This is a genomic window from Sulfidibacter corallicola (assembly GCF_017498545.1).
Lineage (GTDB): Bacteria > Acidobacteriota > Holophagae > Acanthopleuribacterales > Acanthopleuribacteraceae > Sulfidibacter > Sulfidibacter corallicola.
On sequence record NZ_CP071793.1, the window covers coordinates 681,592 to 707,135 of the forward strand.

The window sequence follows — 25,544 nt, forward strand, 5'->3', positions numbered from 1 at the left end:
AGAAGTGCGGGTATCGATTCCGGAATCATTCCCCGGTGTGGATATACATCAGGTCGGTGACGGACACCGTGCGATCTCCGTCCGCGTCCAAGGTGGGATCGACCTGTCCCCATTGGGCCGCGGCGAAGTGGAGGTCGGCCATGCTGTTGCTGCCGTCGCCGTTGGGATCGCGGGTCTCGGGATGGACCAGCACCACGAAGTTCACGCTCTCCTCGTCGCCGTTGTGGGTGGCGCGAATGCGGAAGACGGTGGTTTCGGTCAAAACCTCACCCAGTTGGAGACTCGAGCCGTTGCCCACCAACAGGTTGTCGCGGTACCACTCCAGGGTGCCGCCGCAATTGGATTCCGCGGTGAGTCGCAGCGGTGCCAACCCTTGAACCGTGTGGCGTGAGGTGTGGCGAATGCCCAGTTGGGAAACCTGGACGGCGATCGCGTTGGAAGTAACCGATCCGCAGTCGTTACTGACCTGGCAGGTATAGTTGGCCTGATCCAAGCTGTCCAAGCCGTCCAGAACCAACTGATTCGCCGTGGCGCCGCTCAGGGCGACATCGTTTTTGAGCCATTGGTAACGGAGGTCCGCGCCGCTTGCTCCTACCTGGAGCGTGGTGCCGTCGCCGACACAGAAAGCGCCGCCTCCGGTGGCCGTTTCGATGCTCAACGTCCCATCCATGACCGAGAGTGTATGGGTTGCGGAGGTTGCGGCGCTGCAGCCGTTCGAGACCACGCAGTCGAATGTGCCCGAATCGGCCACCGCGAGATTGCCGAGAACGTAGGTGGCACCGGTGGCGCTGGGGATCGGCTGGCCGTTCTTGCGCCATTGGTAACCGAGGCTGGAGCCGGTCGCGTTCACCTGGAAGATGTAGCTGCCGCCGGAACAGCGCTCGATGCTGGTGGGCTGACCGCTGATGGCGACAGCATTGAAGACGGTCACCGCGACCTGGTTGGAAGTGACGGAACCGCAATCGTTGGCGACGACGCAATGGTAGGTTCCCGAGCTGGCCACCGAGGTGTTGGTCAGGTTCAGGTCCGCCGCGGTCGCGCCCTGAATGGCGGCGCCGTTGCGATACCACTGGTACGTGGGCGCGCTGCCGCCGGCGCTGACCGACAGGGTGGTCGCGTCGCCGCTGCACAGCACTTCGCCGACGGGTTGAATGTCGATACTGACCGTTTGGGCGATGTTCAACTGCGCGGTCTCACTCAGGACTTCCTGGAAGTCGTTGTACACCCGGCAGTGATAGCTCCCCAGATCTCCCTGGCCGGGATTGGTGAGCACCAGCGTTTCGGAGGTCGCGCCGCTGATTGGCGACCCGTTGCGATACCATTGGTATTGGCGGTCGGTGCCGATGGCGACCACACTGAAGGTCGCGTTCTGACCCGGACACAGGGATTGAGGGGCGGGCTGTTGCTGAATCGCCAAGTCCAACACCGGCCGTTCGCAATCTTCCCAGTCGCACGGGTTGTTGTCGATGAAGTCGATCAACGCGTTGAACTTCGGCGAATCCTGCTGGGTTTGATGGAACTTGGAACCGAAACTGCCGAACTGTCCCTGGGGTTCCACGTAACTGAAGTGACAAATCACCTTACCGCCGCGGGCGAACCATTCGCGGAAATAGGGCCCGTAGAGGTCACCCATGCGCGGGTCGCGGTTGGCGCGGTGGAACAAATCGCGAATACCCAGGTGGGAAAAGACCGGACCCACGCCCACCAGGTGCTGACCCGATTCGTAACCGATCATGTCGATGTTGCGTTGCTGGCACACGGCGGAAAGGGTGCTCATGTGTTCGTAGGCGCTGGCCAGGGCGCCGTGTTCGGGGGCCCGTGCCCATTCGGGGAAGTGGGTCGGATCGTAGAGCGGGCCGCCTTCGGTGAATTCGCGGAACAGGGTGTTCAAGCCGCCGTCCGCCTCGTTCAACCAGGTTTCCACGCGGCTTTGGTGGCCTTCGACGCCAAGGTATCCGCCGATGTACGGTGCGATGGCCAGAGCGTCGATATTCTCGTGGCAGGGTGTGCCGCCGTTCATCTCCGCCCACAGGGGACAGTCCAGAATGATTTCGCTGACGGTGACCGCCTCGTGGAAACCGCCGGCGACCGCGACGACGCGGTCCCGTTGGGTGCCCCACTCGTCTTTCCAGATGGCGGCGACCTCGCTGGTCCGTTTGCCGTGCCAGTTCAAGCGCTTCGAAAAACCGTCGGCATTGCTGTTGGAGAACAGGGCTTCGCCTTGGGCCTGCACCCAGTTGCCCTGGAGGAAGGCGCCGTTCCACACCTCGTTGGAGTATTCCACGTAGATTTTCAGGTCGTCGCGCAGGTTGGCGCGCGCCAGGGCCGCGAATTGGCGGATGTAGTCGTCGTCGGCCTGGTGGGGCATGTTGACCCAGGGATCGGCGCCCAACATGTTGGCCAATTCGATCGTCAGCTCCGGGGGCGGACCCATTTCCCACGAACTCCAGCGCACGTCTTCGAGTTCGGTGCGATCGGCCCAGGTTTTGACGTCGTTGTTGTTCATTTGCATGAAGATCATGAAACGCAGCACGCGGAACTTGCGCAGGTCCTGCAGGAAGACCGGATGGAAGCGCTGGCTCTCGTAGATGTCTTCGAACGGGGTGAAGGTGCCGTCACAGGTGGAAGCGGTCGCGTGGAAGGCGAAGGGGTCGCCATTGCAGATGCCGCCCGGCACGATGACGCGGATGTTGCGCATGTAATTGCCGTTGCCGTTGGGGTCCGTGGCGGTAATGCGCATGATGAACCCGCCATCGCTGGGGGTGACGTCGATGATGTCCCGGCCAGGGCTGGACAACGCCTGGTTCTTGATCGCATCGCCTTGAAATTCCAACGTGCCCTCGCCGTCGTAGAGCACCACGTAGCGCCCGCCCGGATAGGTGCCGCCCTGGTTGGCTTGGAACAGGGCACCCACCCAGCGGTAACGCACGCTGTTGTCGTTGTCGGCCGGCAGCGACCGCGGCCAGCCGTGCGGATCCAAATCCAGGTGCGCTTGTTCCCCGGTATCCCAATCGGACCAGGTCTGGGTGAACCAGCCGCCGGAGGTTTTCATCACGTCGATCAAGGTCCACTCGTGGGACCAGTAAGTCAGATAATTGAGATTGATGCCGAGCGGGGAGCGAACGTTGTCCAAGTTCGCATCCGTCTGGGCCGAGAGGAAGAGACCACTCGTCCACATGAAAAGCGAGAGGGAACTCATGCGCAGAAAACCTTGAAAACCCATGAAAGCAAATCCTTTCCTTATGTCCATCCAGAAGCGACGATGTCTCCCTTGATCCACCCGAACGGGCCGGTGGCGAAGGCCACATCGATCGGGGCCTCGGGTGGCCGATCCCGATACTATGAATGCACGCGATGATTCGAGAATCGGGTGGCGCCGTTTCGGTCGACAAGCGCATTGGTCGCGGGTGGCTTACGAGGGGCGCCGGGAGATGGGGATCGTCGGTCAGCGGTTGGGAAGCTGAGCACGCAGCCTCGGTCGTATTTCGCGAGACCCTGCACACTATGAAGGAGTGCAAAAGCTGGGAAGATGAGGGCCATCACATGAAAGTTCTATTCACCAAGTCTTTTCGAACATGTGACATTGGCACGCACAGCGGGGCCCGGCGCGCAATGGCCGAATGAGCGGAAAAACCCGGAGCGTTCGGAACTCACGAGGAACGAATCGCGGTATGGGCATTCTGGAAAAGGTGTCCTCGAGTGCGAATGGGTTATCGCGGGAGGGCTTCTACCTTTTCCTCTTCTGTGAGGATCTTTCCATATTCCCGGTGGCGATCAGGAACGCGCACCGACGATTTGAGGGTCGGACGGGCGGGGAGCCCAAGTGAAAAGAGGTTTGGAATTGGAAGTGACGTGCATCGAGGAATTCGCTTGTCTTGATCCACTTGCAAAGTTACCCCTGGTCGGTTTTTTTGACAACGAGTTTTTTCGCTTGACAGGCGTTTTGTGATCTAGATCAGCAGACCCGAACGTTTGTCCTTTTTCTAATCGATCTCGCCGTGAATCAGTGGGTTACAGGGGACGTGCCGACGTACGGTCGGCCTTACCGAGCCGCGGGACCGCACCGTCAATCCGCGTTTGACTCGGTGACTTGGCCTTCATGCCTACCGCGTCCTTCTTCGTTCGAAAAACCTCCCCCAGCCAAAGCAGGCGCCATGGCCCATACCACCCGTGCATTCTAGTATCTGAGAAAAGTATCTAGGATTCCGGGGGAACGACCCCGTCCGGCACATTTGGCCGGTTTTGGGGCGACCTGGCAAACAGCGTGGTAAACGGTGGCCTCACCTCGCGATCCAAAGGATGCTGAGGATGTGTAAATGTTGCAACGAAGGATGTTATCGGACATCGAGGGATGTTGCCCGCGGAAGTGACGATTTGTTGCCATTGCAGGTGACGATCGTGCCTTGTTCGATCTCTTTCTCGTGGGCTTGCCGATACCGTCGAAGTGGCATTTTGATTGCAGCTCGAGCGCTCGTCAAAATGACAGCGAATGATTTGTTTCATGTGATATTTAATCGTTTCTTAGCTGGGTTTTATAGGTTGACAGAATGTATGGAAGTATTCATTGGTTCGCGGAATTTTTCTCAATAGTGGGAATTTTCATGAACAAGATCGTGAATCATTCCATTTTTCTTCAGATTTGCTTGATGAAAAATAGTCATCTTTGCGCCTTTAAGAATATAGCCGCCCACTTGCGGCAACTTTCCTTCAGGAACCCAATGTGAGTGCCATCATGTCCTTGACCACGGAAATCGAAAACACCTTCATCTCCCCACCGATTGTCACGCGTCGGCTGCCGGCAGAGCTCGGCTGCGATGCCCATTCGACCTCGAACAACATTGGACCCTACCGTGTGGTTTCCGTTTTGGGCCGCGGCGGCATGGGGTCGGTCTTCAAGGTGCGCCGCGTTTCCGAGGACGGTGCAACGCCGCGACACTACGCACTGAAGGTCATTCGCGGCAACAGCAACGCGCGGTTGCTCTTCCGGCGCTTCGAGCGTGAAGCGAAGGCGCTCGCCCGGCTGTCTCACCCCAACATCGCCGGCTTCACGGAAGTGGGGTACAGCGCCGATTGGGAGCCCTACCTGGTGATGGAGTTGGTCGATGGCGTGCCCTTGTTGGAGTACGCCCGCGAAGAACGGCTCGGCCTGGAAGGGCGCCTCCGGCTGTTCGCCCAGGTCGCCGAAGCCGTGGCCCATGCTCACGCCGCCAAGGTGCTTCACCGTGACATCAAACCCTCGAACATCTTGGTGTGCGAAACCGACTTGGGCCCGCAGGCCAAGCTGATCGACTTCGGCGTCACCAAACTGATCGACGAACTCGAAGAGGACGGTTTGACCCAGGACGGCGGGATCGTAGGCACGCCGGGATACGCCAGTCCGGAACAAGTCGGTTTCGTCGATCGCCCCATGGATGGGCGGGCCGATGTCTTTTCCCTGGGCCTGGTCCTCTACGAATTGCTGGTCGGTGCCTTGCCCTACGATACAGAACGCCTGGCGCGACTGCCGCTGTATCGTCGAATTCGCGAAATGTTCATGCGTCCCATCTGCCCACCCGCGCGACGTCTCCAACGGATGACTCATGCCGAGTTGGCCTTGATAGCGTTCGAACGAGGGCTCGATGCCGCTCGTTTTCAACGGATTATGGGTGGTCGATTAGGACAGGCGAACATGCGGGCCCTGGTCATCGATCCCAATCACCGCATGTCCTCCGCCGCAGAGATGGCGCACGAGGTGCGATCGCTGTCCGATGGAAAGTTGGCCGGTGCGCAGGGTTTCGCAGCGGTCGTGGCGTGGTTGAATCGGGTGGTGCTCCACCGCGATCGACTCGTGCAGTGGTAGAGACCCCGTCCTCGCGGGGAGGGGTCTGCTACCTAAAAAATGACAATAAATGGCACCTTGTGACAAATGTTGCGCGGTGTCACGCTTTTCGGTCGCTTAACTGTGGGCCGAAACGAACCCGGGTCCTCTCACGAGGCTCGGGTTTTTTTATGTTTGTTTTTCCGGTGGAAAGAATTCCGCCAACATTTGGGGCAGGTAGAGATTCCAGGCTTCCATGAAATGGCCGCTGGGATAATCTCGATAGATGAAGTCGTATTTCTTGGCCTTCAGGGTGTCGCGCATTTCCAGTGCGTCGGGGTACCACCGGAGATCGTAGAGCCCGCCGAGCATGAAGATCTTCACCCTGCGGGTCGGCGTCTTGGCGTATTTCTCGATCAGGTTCGTGGGTGTCAGCGCCGGAGCGAAAGCGCCGCAGAAACCGAACTCTCGAGGGTGGTGGAGGGCCATGTCCAACGCCCTGAGCCCGCCCCGCGATCCGCCGAAAATGGCGCGATATTCACCGCGAAGCTTGACGCGATAGGTGTAGTTCACATAGCGAAGCAATTCCTTGGTGACGAAGGCCCGGTAGGCGGGATCGCCGCGGTATTCCTTGCGGCGATCGCCGGGGTCGGTGAAGACGCCGATCACCGGTTGGCAGAGGTCGTTGGTGATGGCGTAGTCCAAGATCTCCTTGGCCCTGCCCATTTCCAGGTAACCCGAACCGTCTCCGAAATAAATGCTGGGGTATTTGGTATCGAAGTCCTCGTCGTAACCCGGTGGTAGGTAGATCTGCACCTTGCGCGTTTCGCCCATGTGCTTGCTCGCCACTTCGCCGCTGACCATTTTCCCGCCAGGTCCCTTGATGCCCGTCTTCAGGTCGAGTGGGGAAGGCGCGTCGGGCATGGCGATGGCCGAATAAGGTTTGCCGAATCCCTGCAGGGTGCGCTTCCCGTGGGGATCGTTGAAGACGCGGTCGCCGATGGCGAATTGGTAGCGAACCCAGGCGTCCTTTTCCAGCTTCTGGTGACGGAAGAACCAGCCGCTCTCGCCGATGCGGGTCATGGCACCGATGGCGGGATCCATGCCTTTTTCGGTGCGGCCAAAGCCGTTGAAATCGCCGAGCAGGCGCGGTGCGGGGCCCTTGCGCGACTCGGCGAGGAAGAAGGCCGTATCGCCTTCGACGATGGGGTTGCCGCCCTGGCGGCGCAGGTATTTGCGGATGAGTTTGCGCGCTTTGCGGGGTTTCATGTCCTTGGTTTGCACCAGGAGTTGGCTGAACTTTTCAGGCACCTTTTTTCCGGCCCGACTTTCCGCGACCGGGATGAAAAACAACAGGGCGAGCAAGCCCAGCGAGATGAGAGATCGATGATGACCCATGCGTGTGCTCCCGAGAATAGGGTTTCGGGATCAGCGCCCGCGGCCGTCGATTCCATCGAGGCCGGCCAGAGAAGCCGTGCGTTGCGGTCGGAGCGGGCCGTCGGAGACCGCTCGGGTCGCGCCCATGGCGAGAGGCGGGGACTGATCGCGAACCAAACGTTAAAGATCGCATCCTACCATGTTTTTTACGGATGGTCCCGGCGCCCACCTCACCGTTTTTGCTGGGAACGCCAACCCCTGTGGGGTGCCGCGCCGGACGCGTTCCCGGAAGCCCGTTTGCACGGCCGAAGCAGCGTGGACCGGGACCTCGATCCGGTGTGGCGATCACCGAGATTCGAGGCCGAGTGTGGCGAAAAAGAAGGGAACCGGGGTGCTCACCTATAAGTGATGAGTCGAGACCCCGGTTCCACCGGAGTTTGGGACACCTTTGTGTTTTCTGGGTGGTGTCCCCGTCCGTCCCTTTCGAACCCTGTCCGCCAAGTCAGGGTGTTGGTATGTGAGGGACGGGCGAAAAGCGAGGTAAAGCAGGGTGCCTCATGTGGGCGATAGGGCGTCTCCCCGCTTGATGCCAATGACGATGGATATCGTGCATGCGGAAGGGGAGGGGGACTCGGCTCCCGATACCTCCGCGGGCGGGGAGTCCGAGTCTTGGCGATCGTGCCGGGTGATCACTTCACGCCGGAACGTTCGTAGTTGACCACGACGTCCCACGCGATTTGCTGAAGGACCCGTGCGGTTTCGGGTGGGATGTCGATCCAGTCACGCTCACCCCAGATGCCGTCCATGCGGCTGGTCAAGCCGACCGGGCAGCTCTGGTAGATGGTGGCGTAGTGAACCAGGGCGACGAAGTAGTTACCCCAACCGTTCATGTGAATGTTGTCGACCATCATGTTGGCCTTGAGATTGGAGACGCCCGGTACCTGGCCGGCATCGATCCGCCGGCGCAATTCCGCCACCGCCAGACCGGCGGGCACGAGGTGAACCGGTCCCTGATGGGGACGCGCCGCCTGCACGTCATCGGCGATACCTTCCCAGACGAGCAGCTTCTGGTTGACCGCGTTGTACCAATCGCCAGTCGTCATTTCCGGCCAGGTTTGATAGATGTACAGCGTGGCGCTGGGATCGCCCTTGAGGATTTCGCCGTAGAAGCGGCTGCAATAGACGTCGGTTTCGTTCCATTGGACGTGGGTTTCGATCGGGAGGGCTTCGGTGAGCACCAGCGTGTCGTATTTCCCGGAGGGAAGCTCGGTGGCGTAGTTGGTGCCGCCCCCGCCGCCAGGATGGCTCCAGTTCCATTTGAGGGGGGAGCCGTTGATGTACTGGTAGCTGCCATCGTGGTTGTGACCGGCGTCCTTGGCGAGTTTGTCGAGAATGAACGGCATGTGGTCGTTCACCAGGCTGTGGCCGATGTGGTAGATGCCGCGGACCTGGCCGGCGGTCTCGATGCAGGCGCCGCCGTCGGAGCCGTCGCCGCCGTCACCACCGTCGGAACCGTCGCCGCCGTCGGAACCGTCGTCACTGCCGTCGGAGCCATCGCCGCCGTCGGAACCGTCGTCACTGCCGTCGGAACCGTCGCCGCCGTCGGAACCGTCGTCACTGCCGTCGGAGCCATCGCCGCCGTCACCACCGTCGGAACCATCGCCGCCGTCGGAACCGTCGTCACTGCCATCGGAACCGTCGCCACCGTCGGAGCCATCGCCGCCGTCACCGCCGTCGGAACCGTCGTCACTGCCATCGGAACCGTCGCCACCGTCGGAGCCATCGCCGCCGTCGGAACCGTCGTCACTGCCGTCGGAACCATCGCCGCCATCGGAGCCATCGCCGCCGTCACCGCCGTCGGAACCGTCGTCACTGCCATCGGAACCGTCGCCGCCATCGCCACCGTCGGAGCCATCGCTCCCATCACCGGTGCGAATCCAGTCCACTTGAAGCACGGCATCCCAACCGTTCTCGAAATACTCGACCGTCACCGTTTCCAAAGCGCCGGGAATGTCGATGTCGGCTTCGTAGGTCGTGGCGGCCTGGTCGCGCCAGGCGTCGATGACCAAATTGCCGCCGACCCAGACGCGGACACCGTCGTCGGCGGTGGCCGTGAAGGTGTGCACGCCCGGTTCGAATACGAACTGGCCCTGCCAGCGGGCGGAGTAACGATCTTTGCCGATACCCGCGCCAGGAGAGGTATCGCCCCAGAAATAGTCGATCTTTTCGGTGGTCGTATTCAGAACCGCCGGTTCCTTGAGTTCCATGTTGGGGAAAAATTCACCGCAGAACAGGCCTTTGGGGCATTCGGAGCCGCTGCCGACCCGTTCCCAGCGGAACGTCAGGGTGGCGTCTCCCCAATATTCGTAGTACTCGATCTCGATCCGGTGGTACCCGGGAGTGAGCTCCAATTGTGCGCGGTACTCGGTAGGAGGTTGGTTCTTCCAACCGTCGATGATCAACTGATCGTCGACCCAAACCCTGACGCCATCGTCGGCAACGGCGACAAATTCGAAGATGCCGGATTCAAAAAAGAAACGCCCGTCGTAGGCGGCCGAAAAACCGTCGTTGGGGATGTTCGATGCGGGGCTGAGTGCACCCCAGTGGTGATCGATGATACCTTCTTCGCGGACGAGCCGGGGTTGACCGGCCAGGAAGCGGTTGCCGTAATAGGTTGCGCAAAACTTATCCTGAATGTCGCCGCAGCCTTGTGCAAACACAGGTGTGGAAAGGATCATGGAGAGAAGGAGAAAGCAACCCATGTAGAAGAAATGGAAATGACGGCCGGCGGAAAAAACCGCGGCCTCTCGAGTCCCTGGCACCTGCAATGATGCACGATCAAACAAGGACATGTTTGAACTCCTATTGAAATAGGCGAGAATTTCGCCGAGTGATATGGTCGTTTTCACGCGCCCGATTCGCGTTCCAACAGAGGATCGAACCTCACAATTGTTGGAGGACGACCAAGTAAGTCTGAATCTTAATAAAAAGTATTTGTGCGTGTGTGAGAAGAAGATAAAGATCACATTGTGTAGTTTTGTGTTTATATGGTTATTTTTATCAATATGATTAAGTGAGTTAGTCGAATGGTGATCGAGGTCATTTTTACCTGGTCGTCGACCTCTGCGGCTTCAGGGGTTATGGGTTTGCGCGCACTTCAACCGAATCCCCCTCCATGTGAAGCGGAGTTCGTGACGCGAGGTGCGAATTTTAACTCATCTACCTGCAGGGTTTTGTGCTGAATTCTACGCGATGTCACGAGTTGTGACATGGATGACGAATTCTAAAAAACGAGCGTCTATTGGCGGGTGTAGTTGAATCGCTATCACATCTCGTCTGGATCGGAACGAGATGTATTCAAAAGTCTCTTCTCGCAAAGAGATGTCGGCCTGGATCAAGTCTCGCTTCGGTGAGAACACGCGAAGCTTGCACGCAAACGAACGTCCTCATGGAATCGTGAATCTGTTAGGTCGGATTATATTCAAGCCGTTAACGTGTTTTCGTTTTCCTGTCTGAAAAAAACGAAACGAATGTCAATAACACTGTCGCCCTATGGGTTGTCTGAATGCTACTCCCTTTCACTCGATAATGGTGTGATTGAGCTTACAATCATCCCGGCTTTGCGTGGAATGTGGAGAAATTTTCCAGCGAATATTCCTTTGTGCAAGGTGAAAAATAGGAAACGAGCCGTGGATTGATGAACATGGCGCAATCTGAGGTACGGGTGAGGGAAATGAAGGTGATGAGTTTTCACTCGAGGAAGGCGCTTGTTTTTATTTTCGGGGTGTTTGGTTTTTACCTAGCGCTTCCGTCGACCGCCCCCACGCCGCGGGGTTTGCGGTGGTGTCGCTCCCCGGCACGCCTTATATAGAAGGTATGGGCTATCCCGTCTTCAGTCTCCCGTGTGGCTTTGAGTGGTTGATGTCTTTGGGTCGTTAGAAGGCTTGAGACTGCAGTAAGATGTCAAGCGACCATTCGATGCCTGGAGGCAGGGTTCATGAGAGGCGGAAGAACGAGGTTCGAGGTGCACGGGACGATGTCCGATGCGAATCGGGCTCGGTCTTTTCGGGTGGACTCGATCCACGACCCTGCGGTCGAATGCTATCGTCGTTTAGGGTCTTCTTTGCGGGGCCGCCTGCGATGCCCCTTTTCGAGGCATGTTCGGGCAACCATTCAGAGGTGCGAGGTGACATGATGCGCAATTGGTTCTGGCTTTCCTGCCTGGTGGTGGGTTTCGGCGCTCCGAGTCTTTGGGCACAACAGATTCAGGAAGATATCAAGGTCGTATTTCGCGACATCCGGGTTCATGTCGTGGATCGCGACGGCAATCCGGTCAAAGGGCTCAAGGCTGTCGATTTCTCCTTGAACGAGGATGGATCGCCACAGCGCATCGATTTCTTCGAGGAAGTGGACGTCAGTGTCCAACAGGCGGGTGGCACCGTGTTTCACGACGACGGCCTGGTGGAAGATCCCGATCCCACCCCGACCCGCAACTTCCACGGGGAGCGGAACATCGTCATCGTCATCGACAGCAGCAACATGCGCATCGATGCCTTTCCCGAGTTCCTGGACACGATTCACGACTTCATCGACAGCACGGTGATGCCGACCGATCTGGTCAAGGTCGTTCAGATCGACCAGGGACTGGTCAGCCTGTCTTCCTTCGTGAACGACAAGGACAAGCTGCACGACGCGGTTTACTCCGCCGAGTACAAGGGGATCCTGCGCAAGCGATTGGAGGCGGTGGAAGACCAGGTATTGGGCGACTACGAGCACTTTCTCGACCCCAATCAGGGACACCAAACCTTCGGCTTGAGCGCCCGTCAAGCGGCCGACGCGGCCACGGTTCAGGCAAACATGCGGGAAAACGCCTTGTGGAAGGTCGAGTCGAGCGTTCGTGAAAAACACGATATCAAACGCCGCCATTACGAAAACTACGAGCGCAGCCTGACCTACATCTCCCGGATTCTCGACCAGATGACCGGCTCCAAGAGCGTCTACATGTTTACCGGCGGACAGTACGTGCAATCGAAATCCTTGGTGCGGCCGACCAAACGACTGTCCGAGATGTTGAGCCGCAGCCTGAATTCTTCCAATGTCACGGTTTACACCATGATCCACATCCCGCAACGGGCCATCGGCGAATCCGAACGTCAAAGCATGCGGCTGAAGCTCGAAGGTAATACCAATCCCCTGAAATCGTTGGGATCCCTGTTTCTGCCCATCGAAGGAACGGTGTTCGAGGAGACCCATCAACTGACGACCGGTCCCTACGACACCACCGAGGACACCGGTGGGATCATCCAGGCTTCGCACTCCGTGGAGGGCATCCAAAAGTCGCTCAAGGATTTTCAGGATCGGGCGAATCACTATTACCGTTTGGGTTACACCATCGAAATGCCCAGCAAGGCGACCAGCGTCAGAATCGCCATGGCCGAGAAGGGCCGCAAGCTGAAACTTTACTACGGCAAGGGATTCAACCGCATTCGCTCCTACCTGGAAATGGACGAGGCCGAGCGGGCCGTGGCCTTCGAGGCTTCCCTGCAGTACAGTCAGAGTTTTCGCGATGACCTGGGCTGTGAATTCAACTACACCGGGTTCCCCAACCCCAACGATCGGGGCGAGATGGTGCCGGTCTACGTAGAACTGGACGCCGAGACTTTTCCCAAAAAGGGTTACGAACTGGGATTTGCCGCGCTCAACGAGCAGCGTGAATTGGTGGACCTGGTGCGGTCCACGATCATCAAGAAATCGACGTCCAAGCGCTATTTCCTCTACGACGTGCTGCTGCCCAAGGCCAAGCCGGTCTATCTGCGCTGCAAGGTCGTGAACCTGGACAACGGTCAGGAGAGCATTTTCGAACTGCCCTACGAGCGCAAGGAGTTCCCGCCGCAGTCCTTCCATATCAGTCAAATGGTGTTTTTCGGCGATCCCGGAGCGGAAATGGTACTGATGAACCACCTTCGTTTCGTCAAGACGGACGCCGAAAAGCGGGAAGCCATGGTGGATAAGCGCAAATATCTGGATCCTCTGGCGATGCAGGGCTATCTCTTTCAACCGGCGCTGGGTGCGATTTCGGCCAAAGCCAAAGAGCACCACCTCTTCTTCCAATTGCGCAACCTCGAAAAGAGCATCGATGCCTACCAGGTCCGCTACGCGCTGTATCGCGACGGGGCCCAGGTGCCCGCTCAATTCGTCGTCAAGGATGCCTTCCAGCCCAAGGGGTTCGGCAATACCTACCACTTCGTGGGCACGCTCACCGGTGTGGATTTCGAGCCGGGCAATTACGAGTTGCATCTGACGGTCGAAGACAACGAAAAACAGAACAACGCCAGCCTGAGTCGGTCGTTCACGGTGGCCTCCAACTGATGGGAACGCGGGTGGTCCGTCGGTCTCGGAGGGCCGGTCTCGGAGGGCCGGTTGCGGACGGCCGGTCCCGGACGGCCGGTCCCGGACGGCCGGTTGCGGACGGCCCGCATCGACGCCGTGATTCCGGCGGCGGCTCTTGCCATTGGCCTCGGGTTCGCGTCGAAAGGCGCGTTACCTCCGGGACCGCCTGCCAGCCTCTTTTCGAGGTCGGTTGTCTTGTCGGACCGTTTGCGATAAGATCTTGCAAATTTTGGGAGTTACCTTATCTCAATGGAGGGATGCGGGCTTATGGCCCGAATACCTTTCTGCTATGATGGGAATCCCTTGAATACCCACGTGAATCATGTGTACTGATGTGATCGTATCGTGCTTTAAGCATGGCGCGACGAGGGTTCGAGGTTGTTTCGGTGGGTGGGGGTTCGCCCCGGCCACTCTGTGAACGAAGGCTTCGATGCCGATTGGCGCACATGGTGACGGGGGCCGTTCGCCCTGTGGGTCAGGGCGGCAGCGCCCGTAGTGTGGTTTTGGGTTGGAACGCGATCATGAGCCATGAGACCAAGGAACGGTGGCGGAAGGTCAACGAACTGTTGCACAAGGCTTTGGAGCTGGAGCCGGAGGAGCGTACTTCCTATGTGATGCGGTCCATCACCACCGATACCGACTTGCGTCAGGAAGTCCTGGCACACCTGAAAAACATTCGCGAGTATTCCGAGCGAACCACCTTTCGCCTCGCGCCGGAAGGTGAATCGCTGGAGACGATCTACGGCCAACGGATGCTGGGATCCTCGCTGGGCCCCTGGCGGCTGGTGGAATTGTTGGGGCAGGGCGGCATGGGTTACGTGTTTCTCGCCGAACGCAACGATCGCGAGTTCGACCAGATGGCCGCGATCAAGGTCATTCGCCCGGATATGGCTACCGATGAACTGCTGACGCGCTTCCGCAACGAGCGCCAGATTCTCGCCGACCTGAAACACCCCAATATCGCGAGGCTGTTGGACGGCGGAACCACGGAAGAGGGCATGCCCTATTTCGCGATGGAGTACGTGAAGGGCCGCACGCTCGACGCCTATTGCGACGAACTGCGCCTGGGCGTGGAAGCGCGTATCGAACTGTTCATCCAGGTCTGCCAAGCGGTGCAATACGCCCACAAGAACCTGGTCGTCCACCGCGACATCAAGCCAAACAACATTCTCGTGACCGAGGAGGGCGTGCCCAAACTGCTCGATTTCGGCATCGCCAAACTGTTGGGCGACGCCGTGCGTGGCACCGAGCTGGAAACCAGCGCCGATGCCAAGCCCATGACCCCCGCCTACGCCAGCCCCGAACAAATGCGCTGCGAGCCCATCACCACCGCCAGCGACGTGTACACCTTGGGCGTGCTGCTATACGAGTTGCTGACCGGCTACTCGCCGCGCCTGGTGGAAAACCTGGGTCAGGACAAGACCTCCAATTACGGACCGCTCAAGCCCAGTCGCGTGGTGTTGCGGACCTACTCGTGGAGCGCCACCGGGCCCGAAGTCAATGCCGCCAACCGCGCCAGTATTCCGGATCGGTTGAGTCGCACCCTGCGCGGCGACCTCGACTGCATCGTGCAGCGGGCCATGCGCGAGGAGCCGCAAAGCCGGTACAGTTCCGCCGGCCAGATGGCCGAGGATCTTCAACGGCACCTCCAGAATCTGCCGGTGCTTGCCCGCAAACAGACCTTTCTCTACACGGCCAACCGGTTCGCGCGGCGTCACCTGCTCGCCGTGGCCGTCAGCGTGTTCGGCCTGGCCGCGATCATCGGATTCGGCGTCAAGACCGAGATGCAGCGCCGCCTGCTCGAGGACCAACAGGCGATCCTGACCCAGCAGAAACGCCAGCTCCAGGTGAACCAGGAATTGCTGCTCGTCGAGCGCGATGCGGCGCAGAACCAGCGCGATATGTCCGAGCGGTTGTTGGCCTTCCTGGAAGGCGTCTTTCAGCTCGCCGATCCGGCCATCGCGGCCCAGGTCACCCCGCGCCAGATGGTCGATGTGGGGGCCGAGGGGATCGAGGAACGCTTGGCCGACAAGCCCTTGCTGCAGGCGCGGATCTACCACACTCTCGCCAAGGTCTACACCGGCCTGGGCGCCTATGCCGATGGTCGTAAGTACCTGGAACGCGCCATCGTGAAGCTGGAACAGTTGGGGCAGTCGGAGAGTTTGGAAATGGCCGACGCCATGGAGAGCATGGCCTGGCTGATGTACTTCAGCAAAATGAACAGCGAAGCGGTGTCCTATGCCGAAAAAGCTCGGGAGATTCGTGCGGGATTCGGGCGCGATCGGCTCGATTACATCGAGATCCACAGCAATCTCGCGTTGCTCTACAACGAGGCCGGCCTCCACGATCTGGCCCAAGGGTATGCCGAACACGAGGACGTGGTGCGTCGCGTGCTGCTCGCCGAGCGCGGCAAGGCCGAGCCCGATCCCGACCGCGAAAGCCGGCTCTCGCTGTGTCTCGCCTACCTGCTGCGGGTCAAGCGAAACTACCGCGAAGCCGAGCGTTATCACCGTGCCGGGCTCGAGGGACTGGCCCAATCCATCGGCGAACGCCACCCCAAATACCTCTACAATCTCGCGTTGTTGGCCTACCTGCTCCAGACGATGGGCTCGCCCGAAGACCTTCGACGCGCCATCGAGGTCCAAGAAGACAAACTCGCGTTGCAGAAGCGCCTGCTGGGTGACGGCCACCGCAGCGTGGCCCAGACCTATTACGATTTGGCCGAAATGGATCTCGAACTGGGCCGGCTCGAAGAAGCTCGCAGCCGCACGGATTTGGCCCTGGGCGTGTACGGCAAGCTGACCGAGGACACCCAGGTCCCCGTCCTGCTGATCAAGGGGTTGCAGGCCCGCATCGCCGCCGCCATGGCGCGCCATGAGACCGCCGAATCGCTCTTCGAAGAAACCATCACCGGTTTGCGGGCCCAGGAAACGGATGTGGCGCGCGAGCTGGCGATCAACGTGGAATGGTACGCGCTCTACCTCGAAGCACGGCAACTGCCGGCACGTGCGGAGGCCTACCATCGCGAGGCCTACCAGATTCTGAGTGCCACCCACCACGGTGACAGCGATTGGCCCGCGGTCACCCTCTCGCGTTGGGGCGACTGCCTGCGTCGGCTGCATCGGTTCGAGGAAGCCGAGCCCAAGCTGGTCGAGAGCCTGGCGACCCTGTCCGCACGCTTGGGGCCCAAGGACAGGGCGACCCTGGAAGCGGCCCGACATCTCGCCGATTTCTACCGCCAGACCGATCGATCCGAGGACCTGCGTACCTTGGAACGACAGTATCCCGAATTACAGGCCGCGAAGGCCGCTGAAGATCGGTGACCTTCGATTTGCCGGATGTCTCGTCGGTGATCGTTAATTCAGCCGATTCCAATTTTCGGCCTGCAGTCTAACCGTTTGTTTTTTCATGAGATGTTTGTTATTTTTTACCATTTCATAATCTCGTTTTTCGATTAAGGGAATATGAGATAAACTTTTCTCCACGTTTGGACCGAGACTGAGCGATTCCCGGGGTCGACACGGACTCCCGGCATGGGCGGCGCGATACACCCGAATCACTCACCACGTTTCAGAGTATGTGACGGATTACCACCCATGGCCAAAAAGGGAGGCGCCGAGAACCAATCGTTTCGGAGCCGCATATTTATCGAGGTTCACCCGCGACCTTTTCGACTCGGCTGGGTACTGATACTGGCGTTGGCTTGGACTCCATTCGGATGGGCACGCCAGAACTTTCTCAAAATGGAGCGCCTGACCATCGAGGACGGACTCTCCCAGAACGGGGGGAACGCCATTTTTCAGGATCGTCAGGGGTTCATGTGGATTGGCACCCAAGACGGCCTGAACCGCTACGACGGTGTGGGTTTCGTGGTCTACAGCGCCGATTCCTCCGATCCCGGTGCCCTGTCCGGCAGTAACGTGGTGGCGCTCGCCGAGGACACGGCCCAACGACTCTGGGTGGGCACGCTCGGCGGCGGCGTCAGCGTGTTCACCGCCAAACGCGACCGCTTTCTTCGGTTTCGCGCCGATCCGGAAAACCCCCACAGCCTTAGCGACAACCTGGTTCGCGCCATTTTTTGCGACCGATTCGGGCAGATCTGGATCGGCACCGATCGGGCCGTCAATCGTTACGAACCGGAACAGAAGGGATTCCGCCATTTTCTCTCCGGGCAGGAAGTGTTGCCCGATGGAGGTGCGCTGCACGTTTCCCAAATCCTCCAACACCCCGACGGCTTTCTGTGGGTGGCGACCCGCGGTGCCGGTTTGCTGCGACTGGACCCCGACACGGGTTCCTGGATTCCCGTGGCCGTGCACGATCGCGAGGGTCGTGTCGAGTTGAGCCGCGACCCCATCGAGGACATGGCCTACGACCGCCGCGGCCACCTGTGGTGTGTCACACCCCGTGGCGCTTGGGCCATCGATGCCGGCGGTCGGTTGATCCACCACGTGACGGCGGATCGCGGTGGGCGCACGGGACTGCTGAGCGACGCCGCCCGGCGGATCCTGGTCGATGACGAGGGCCGCGTCTGGATCGGCACCGATGCCGGCCTCAGTCGTTACCGGCCGGGCGCCGACCGCTGGGATCATTTCGTGCACGATCCGGCCGATCCCTCCAGCCTGTGCCTCAATTTGATCACCGCGTTGTTTCAGGACCGATCGGGCCTCATTTGGGTAGGGACCGAGGGGGGCGGCCTCAACAAGATGAACCCCAAGGCCGAAGCGTTTCGCCTCTATCGCGCCCAGCCCCAAGTGCCGCAAAGCTTGCCGGCCACGCCGGTCATTTCGTTCCACGAGGATCGCCAGGGCACCGTCTGGGTGGGGACCGAGGGATCCGGGCTCTGTCGTTTCGATCCCGAGGATGACACGTTTCAGGTCTACCGTCACGATCCCCAGGATCCCGAAACCCTGTCCAACGACTACGTGCGCTCGATCGACGAGGACCGCGAGGGGTTCTTTTGGATTCCCACCCGCAACGGCCTCAATCGATTCGATCCCAAAACCGGAAAGGCGCGCCGGTACATGCCGGATCCCGAGGCCCCGATCGCCTTCGACAGTCTCGTCGACCGGCTCGATCGGTTGTGGGTGGCCTCGTTCGGCGGCGGGCTGTTCCTGATGGACAGCACCCGGGAATCCTTCGTGCGCTACACCCACGATCCCGGCGAACCCAATTCGCTGGTCCACAACATGACGCTCAGTTTGGGCGAAGACAGCCTGGGCCACATCTGGGTGGGCACCTACGGCGGAGGCACCAGCAGATTGGATCCCGATACCGGGCGCTTCACGTCCTACCGCCACGACCCGGAGAATCCGCGCACGCTGGGCGACAATTCCGTGGTGGACTTCTTCGAGGACAGCCGGCGCAGGTTCTGGTTGGGAACGGTTCAGGGCGGGCTGCAACTGTTTCAACGCGAGAGCAACAGCTTCCGCGGTTTCGACACCGGCGACGGTTTGCCCAACAACACCGTGTACGCCATCGAGGAAGATGGGCAAGGCTACCTGTGGCTGAGCACCAACATCGGGCTTTCGCGCTTCGATCCCGAGCTGCAGGCGTTCGACAACTTCGATGCCCGCTACAACCTGCAGAGCAACGAGTTCAACCAGGCCGCCAGCCTGCGTGCCGCCAACGGCGACCTTTATTTTGGCGGCATCTACGGTTTCAACGTGTTCCGCCCGGAGCGGGTGCGTCGCAATCCCGTGGCCCCGCCGGTGGTGCTCACGGCCTTCAAGAAGTTCCACGAGCCGCAACCTCTCGCCGCCGCGCTCGACGAGGACGGGGCCCTCGCGCTGTCCTTCCGGGATTCGCTCATTTCCTTCGAGTTCGCGGCTCTGGATTACACCGCGCCCCACCGAAACCACTACGCCTACATGCTGGAAGGTTTTCACGAGAACTGGATCGAGCTGGGCCACAAGAACGACGTGACCTTTACCAATTTGGACCCGGGCAACTATCGCCTGCGCGTCAAGGCCGCCAACAACGACGGCGTCTGGAGCGAGGGCGACACCGGCCTGGCCATCCACGTGATTCCGCCTCCCTGGAAAAGCCGTTGGGCCTACGCCTGTTATTCGCTGAGTGCGATGCTGTTGGTGGGCGGCATCTGGCGTTACCAGAAGTACCGCTTCGACAAGGCGCGCAGCATCAACCAGCGCCTGATGCGGGTCGACCGGTTGAAGGACGAGTTCCTCGCCAACACCTCGCACGAACTGCGCACGCCCCTCAACGGCATCATCGGCATCGCCGAATCGGTGTTGGAAGGCGCCGCCGGGACCATCAACGGCCGCGTGCGCGAGAACCTCAAGCTGATGGTTTCCAGCGGCCGTCGCCTCGATTCCCTGATCAACGACATCCTCGACTTCTCCAAGATGCGCCACCACAGCCTGGAACTGCGGCGCAAGGGCGTGGACATCTTCGCGGTCACCGAGGTCGTGTTGACCGTGTGCCGCGGCATGGCCAGCCACGGTGAGCTGACCCTGGAGAACCGAATTCCCCGCGATTTCCCCAAGATCTGGGCCGATGAAAACCGCCTCCACCAGATCCTCTACAACTTGGTGGGCAACGCCGTGAAGTTTACGCGCAGCGGCGGTGTCAGCGTCCAGGCCCGGGTTCGCCAGGAGATGGCCGAGATTCGGGTGGTCGATACCGGCATCGGCATTCCCTACGACAAGATCCACTCGATTTTCGATTCCTTCGAGCAGGTGGAGGGTTCCGATTCCCGCGAGTTCGGCGGCACCGGGCTGGGGTTGGCGATCACCAAAAAGCTGGTGCACCTGCATGGCGGCAAAGTGCACGTCTCGTCGAAGGTGGGTCACGGTTCGACCTTCGCCTTCACCATGCCGCTGGCCGCCGACCGCCAACCCGAGGCGATTCCGTTGACGTTGGAGGATCCAGGCGAGTGGCGCCAGCCGGAGCCGGAGCCGCATGCCCAGGAGCTCGGCGATATCACGCTCGCCGCGGCCAGCCGGGAGGGCCAGCGTTTCCACGTGATGGTGGTCGACGACGAGCCGGTCAATCGGCGCGTCCTGGTCAACCTGCTCTCCATGCGCGGCTACCGGGTGACGGCGCTGCCGGGTGGCGAGGAGGCCCTGGCCTACCTGGAAGAAGGCGAGGAAATGGATTTGGTGTTGCTGGACATCATGATGCCCCGTGTGACCGGGTTCGAGGTGCTGAAGCAGATTCGCCTGCGACACCCCATCCACGAACTGCCGGTCATCTTCCTGACGGCCAAGAACCAGGAAAGCGACTACGCCCACGGTTTCGAGACGGGATGCAACGACTACATCGCCAAACCCTTCGCGAAAGACGAGTTACTGGCCAGGGTCCAGACCCATCTCCATTTGCGCCACATGACCCTCAACCTCGAAGCCGCGGTGGCCGAGCGCACCAACGCCATTTACGCCTATGTGCGTGAACTGGAAACGCTGGACGACATCACCAAGACCATCAATCGCGAGATGGAGTTCCAGAAGGTGCTTCCTTTGGTGCTGGAGCAGGGCATGACGCTTTTTCCCCAAGCCGAGATCGGAACCTTCATGTTCCTGGGCGACGACCGCAAGTTCTTCCGCATCCAGGCTTCGGCCGGGTACCGATTCGAAGATCTCGGAACCGATCCGGGTTTTTTCTACGACCAGGCGATCGCGCGCTACACCCGGGGCACGGAGCAGTTGGCGCCGGGCATCTACATCGTGCGCAACCCCGAGGAATCGACGCGGCCGACGGCGTTTCGCCATCAGCCCCTGCCCAAGTCCCTGCTGGCCATGGAGGTGACCCTGCACGGCCGTTTGGAGGGATTTCTGGTCCTCGATCACAGTTCGAGCCCGGAGGGGTTCAGGGAAGAGGATGTGGAGCGCCTGGTGCGGTTCCGCGAGCACGCCGTTTCGGCCCTGTCCCGCGCCAAGGTCCTCAAAAACCTGGCCGACACCCAGCGGGAACTGATCGAGGCGGCCCACATGTTCGGCATGGCCGAAAACGCCACCTTGGTCATGCACAACATGGGCAACAACCTCAACAGCGTCAATACCTCGCTGCAGGTGCTGCTCGAACGGTTGGGCAAGAATCGTTGGCTGCGCCTGCTGGAGCGTCTCGATCGACTGTTGCGCCGTCAAACCGATCTGGTCCACTTTTTCTCGCACGACGATCGCGCCAATCAGGTGCCGCGCGTCGTCTCCGAGCTGGCCGCCAAATTGCGCGAATGGTGCCAGTCGTTGCTGTTCGAAAGCGAACGCCTCGAGGAGCATGTCCAGGAAGTGTTGAAGGCTCTGAGGGAGCAGCGCGATTACGCGATCATCAAGAGCAAACCCGAGTTGGCCGACCTCAACGGGCTGGTGGATGCGGTGCTCGGGATGGATGGGGTCCTGGCCGCTTCCACACCGATTCGGGTGCAGCGGGATTTCGTGCCCCTGCCGCCCATTCGGGTTCAGAAGATCCAGCTCATGCGAATTCTCTACTGCGTGTTGCGCAACGCGGTGGATGCGATCGTCGAGGGCGGCACGCCCGACGGCTGTATCGCGATTCACTCGCAGGTCGTGAAGGAAGAGGATAATCGCTTGATATCTTTGGTGATAGAGGACAATGGGGTTGGGGTCGATCGCAAGAATCTAGGCATGGTGTTCACTCAGGGATACTCTACCAAGGTTATCCGCAAGGGCTATGGTCTCCACAATTGCGCCAACGCGATCCACGAGATGGGCGGCTCGATCGAAATCGAGAGCGACGGTTTGGGCAAGGGCGCCCGCGTCGTCCTTCGTTTCGAAGGGTGAGCGAGCGGGCGATTTGGCCTCCGCAATTGACCGTTTTCGAAGGTTTGACGGACGCAAGTAATATAGGCTCAACCCGGTTCCGGTTCGGCCCCGCGACGCGATTTGGGTTGCGGTTCCGCGCTTTTTTCGGTCTAATATAGTTTTGAAACCGCCTATTCCTTTCAACTGCCGGCATGTTTCGGCGCTTCCTGGCTTCTCTTGACGGGCATAGAGGGGGAAGACATGCATAAGGTAGCCTTTTTCCTGGGCGAGCTCGAGGCATCCGATATCAATTGGTTCCTCAGCGTGGGACATACCCTCGAATTGCAGAAAGACACATGCCTGATTCAGCGCGGCACCGACATCAAGGCGCTCTACATCCTGCTGCGCGGCGAGTTGTCGGTCACCACCCATGCCGGTCAGGTCCTGGCCCGTCTGGGGGTTGGTGAGATCGTGGGGGAGCTTTCGTTTTTGGATCGCCGTCCGCCGAGTGCCACGGTCTTGGCCGCCGAGGCGTGCGAGGTACTCGCGATTCCCCGCGACAGTTTGGAGGAGAAGGCGAAGGACGACGACGGCTTCGCGGCCCGTTTCTATCGAGCGATCGGCGTGTTGCTCGCCTCGCGTTTGCGCAAGACCGTACGGAACCTGGGCCATCCCCAGAACCCGCCACTTTCGGCGGAAGAGCTGGGCAAGGATTTGGACGATCAGGTGATGGAATCGATCGGGATCGCAGAGGGTTGGTTCGACTTCATCATGAAAAAGGTTCACGACGAGAGCGACGATCATTGGGACCAGCGCATGGAGGCCAAGCGGCAGGCCGAAAAACGCAAGCGAAAGCTGGCCAAGCGACCCGCCGTCACCCGCTGAGTTTGCCGCCGCGAAGGCGTCGCGTTTTCGGGTGATCGATGCCTGTCCACGGCCGATCCTGAAGGGATGGACGGCGGAATGTCCGGATGGTCGCGGTTGGGAGCGAACCCCCTGCTTGGATGTTCACCGTTCGCGGCCAATCCTGGAGGGATGGCCAACTGTATGTTTGGACCATCATTGATAAAAACGCGTGCCAAAGGCACGCCACCAGCGGGCGTCCTGAAGGGACGACACAGTACAGCGAAGGGTTAAGGAGTCGGAACGACGACGCAACCCTGGATCTTCGGAGTACCCGAACCCCAGCCCTGGAGGGGCGGGACTACGAAGGTTTCCCTCGGAGTTGCCGTCACGATCGAAGAGTCCTTGGCGGAGTTGTCGTCACGATCGAAGAGTCCTTGGCGGAGTTGTCGTCACGATCGAAGAGTCCTTCACGGAGCCGCCCCTTCAGGGCTGGGTTCCGGGAACCTCGAACAACCAGGGTTGCGTCGGCGCTGCCTCCTTAACCCTTCGCTGAAATGTGTGACCCTTACAGGGTCCCTGCTGGTGGCGCACCAGAGGTGCGCGTTTTAAATAAGTTGTGGTCCAGGCATTCCGTTGGCCATCCCTCCAGGATTGGCCCCGAACGATGCACATCCAAGCATCCGGTTGATCGTGGACAATGTCCATCACCGGAACAACGGACCGCCTTCGCGGTATTGTGACCCTTACAGGGTCCCTGCTGGTGGCGCACCGGAGGTGCGCGTTCTAAATGAATGGTGGTCCATAGGGACGTCCGGTCGCACCTCCAGCGCGACCGCGGGCAGGTGCCCGTCCGAAGTGACGTCGGATTCCCGAGCCTAGTTCCCGCCGAGATTTGTTCTTGGGGACGTCCGGTCGCACCTTCAGCGCGACCCGGTTCAGGCCCATCCATGCCTTGCGGTATGCCGAGGCGGGCATCATCTATGGCCAAACGGATGCCTGGATTCGTATCCTTCGCGATTTGTGCGGAACCTCGCCAACGAGACCGCCTGAGTGGGAAATTCACCCTGACCTGTTCCGGACCACTCATGCCGGGATCTTCGGCTGAGAGTGGTCGAAAAATCTCCGTCTGGGAGAAGAGAGAATTTCCCACCGAATGGGGGCGATTTATTGCCCGGGCTCGACCTGGGCGGCCTCGTCGTGCTTGGGACGCCTATCTCCGGCGTTTACAGGGGCCTGAAAATCAGTTCATGGGAGCAGAAGTAGATGGGTAGTTCTACTTGGCCGTCCTGGGTTTGGAACTCCACGTGTACGCGGTCCTTGTCCGCTTCGAGGAAATAAATGTGGTCCGTGTGCGCCATTGCCACGCTGCGCGGGCCTTCCAGGTCGATCGAGCCGTGTTGGTTGCGGTGGACCCGCATGGCTGCCAACACCCTGACCTCGTGTGTGGCGGCAAGTTGTTTCAACACGTTGAGGCTGTCGTCTGTCCGGTTATCGAAATCCAGACCGTCTACGATCACCAGGGCGGGGGAGAGTTTGGCACTTTCGTGTATGGTTTTGATTTCGTCGTCGATGTCGGCGATCATGCGGTCGGGATCGCGGTAGCTGATGACCATCAAATGAGTGTTCAGCTCGTCCCAGGGGTGGTCCTTGTCTTCCGGATTGAAGCGAACGAAGCTTTGGTAGATCTCTTGGTAGTAGTCGTGGACCTTTTCTGAATCCATGCCCGCACTGAAATGCAGGATTTGTTGACCTTTGAGCAGAGTATCGATTCCGAAGTTGATGAGGGCGGCGCTTTTACCCACTCCGGAGCGGGCTAGGATGAGACTCAGTTCCGCGTTTGGCAGGCCTGTTTTCTCATCCAACAAGCGTAGTGGATGATTGTCATTTACTTCTTCTGCTATCATGATCCACCTCAATTCGTTCGCTCGTGCGTCGAAAGGTGGAGTACAACGGGCAAGAAGCAGGGCCTTTGCGCCGGATACACCACCGCAACGCCGGCAAACTCGAGAATTTGCCCCAAAAACCAGATGTGTCTCTGGTAAATGTTAAGGGTTTGCAGGATCATCTTAGAACGATTGGTGGCCTTTTTCAATTGATTTCCTCGAAGCGTGGAGAATGTCTCGGAAATGGAAAAATCCCTGCCTGGTCAAGGCTTTCAAGCGCCCGGTCCGTTCGCTTCGCCGAGGCCTCTTCGCCTTTTCGGCCCTGCCCGGCGGCGGTCGCTCCGCTTCATTCTTCCTGTTTTTCAGTGAGTTTTCTCGTTCGTATTGCGGGGATTTCTGAGGATTCATCGATCTCGACCGCCGCGCGATTTGCCGTCCTCGGCGACCGCCGCTATGATGGGTCGGGTCGCGGTGACCGGGATCCCGGCGATGAGTCGGGTCACCGGCATTCGAGAGATTGGCGATCGTGAGAAG

9 protein-coding genes are annotated in these 25,544 nt (G+C 59.8%); 5 read left to right on the plus strand and 4 right to left on the minus strand.

Going from position 1 to position 25,544, the window contains the following annotated elements; translation table 11 throughout:
- Positions 1 to 25: 25 nt before the first annotated feature.
- Positions 26 to 3,223: an immunoglobulin domain-containing protein gene (locus tag J3U87_RS01945; RefSeq protein WP_237381338.1), complete on the minus strand. Its 3,198-nt coding sequence runs from the start codon at positions 3,221 to 3,223 to the stop codon at positions 26 to 28.
- 1,497 nt (positions 3,224 to 4,720) lie between these two features.
- On the opposite strand from J3U87_RS01945, the gene J3U87_RS01950 reads away from it, so the two are divergent.
- Entirely contained in the window at positions 4,721 to 5,839 is a 1,119-nt protein-coding gene (locus J3U87_RS01950) for a serine/threonine-protein kinase (RefSeq protein ID WP_237381339.1), read from the plus strand.
- Between the two features lie 147 nt (positions 5,840 to 5,986).
- Here the strand turns inward: J3U87_RS01950 and J3U87_RS01955 are convergent, their stop codons facing one another.
- Both J3U87_RS01955 and J3U87_RS01960 read right to left on the minus strand, forming a co-directional pair.
- A complete protein-coding gene (locus J3U87_RS01955; RefSeq protein WP_237381340.1) occupies positions 5,987 to 7,195 on the minus strand; it encodes an alpha/beta hydrolase in 1,209 nt (402 codons plus the stop codon).
- 668 nt (positions 7,196 to 7,863) lie between these two features.
- Positions 7,864 to 10,026, minus strand: coding sequence for a PA14 domain-containing protein (locus J3U87_RS01960; protein WP_237381341.1), 2,163 nt, complete (start codon positions 10,024 to 10,026; stop codon positions 7,864 to 7,866).
- 1,339 nt (positions 10,027 to 11,365) lie between these two features.
- On the opposite strand from J3U87_RS01960, the gene J3U87_RS01965 reads away from it, so the two are divergent.
- The 4 genes from J3U87_RS01965 (at position 11,366) to J3U87_RS01980 (ending at position 23,166) form a co-directional block, all read left to right on the plus strand.
- Positions 11,366 to 13,543, plus strand: a complete 2,178-nt coding sequence (locus J3U87_RS01965; protein WP_237381342.1) for a VWA domain-containing protein — start codon at positions 11,366 to 11,368, stop codon at positions 13,541 to 13,543.
- A gap of 542 nt (positions 13,544 to 14,085) precedes the next feature.
- Positions 14,086 to 16,887 carry a serine/threonine-protein kinase gene (locus J3U87_RS01970; protein WP_237381343.1) on the plus strand — a complete coding sequence of 934 codons (2,802 nt, stop codon included), beginning with the start codon at positions 14,086 to 14,088 and terminating at the stop codon, positions 16,885 to 16,887.
- Positions 16,888 to 17,160: 273 nt separating this feature from the next.
- Entirely contained in the window at positions 17,161 to 22,320 is a 5,160-nt protein-coding gene (locus J3U87_RS01975; protein WP_237381344.1) for a two-component regulator propeller domain-containing protein, read from the plus strand.
- A gap of 222 nt (positions 22,321 to 22,542) precedes the next feature.
- Entirely contained in the window at positions 22,543 to 23,166 is a 624-nt protein-coding gene (locus J3U87_RS01980; RefSeq protein WP_237381345.1) for a cyclic nucleotide-binding domain-containing protein, read from the plus strand.
- A 1,184-nt stretch (positions 23,167 to 24,350) separates the two neighbouring features.
- On the opposite strand, the gene J3U87_RS01985 is transcribed toward J3U87_RS01980, so the two are convergent.
- Positions 24,351 to 25,031, minus strand: coding sequence for a P-loop NTPase family protein (locus J3U87_RS01985; RefSeq protein WP_237381346.1), 681 nt, complete (start codon positions 25,029 to 25,031; stop codon positions 24,351 to 24,353).
- Between the last annotated feature and the right edge of the window lie 513 nt (positions 25,032 to 25,544).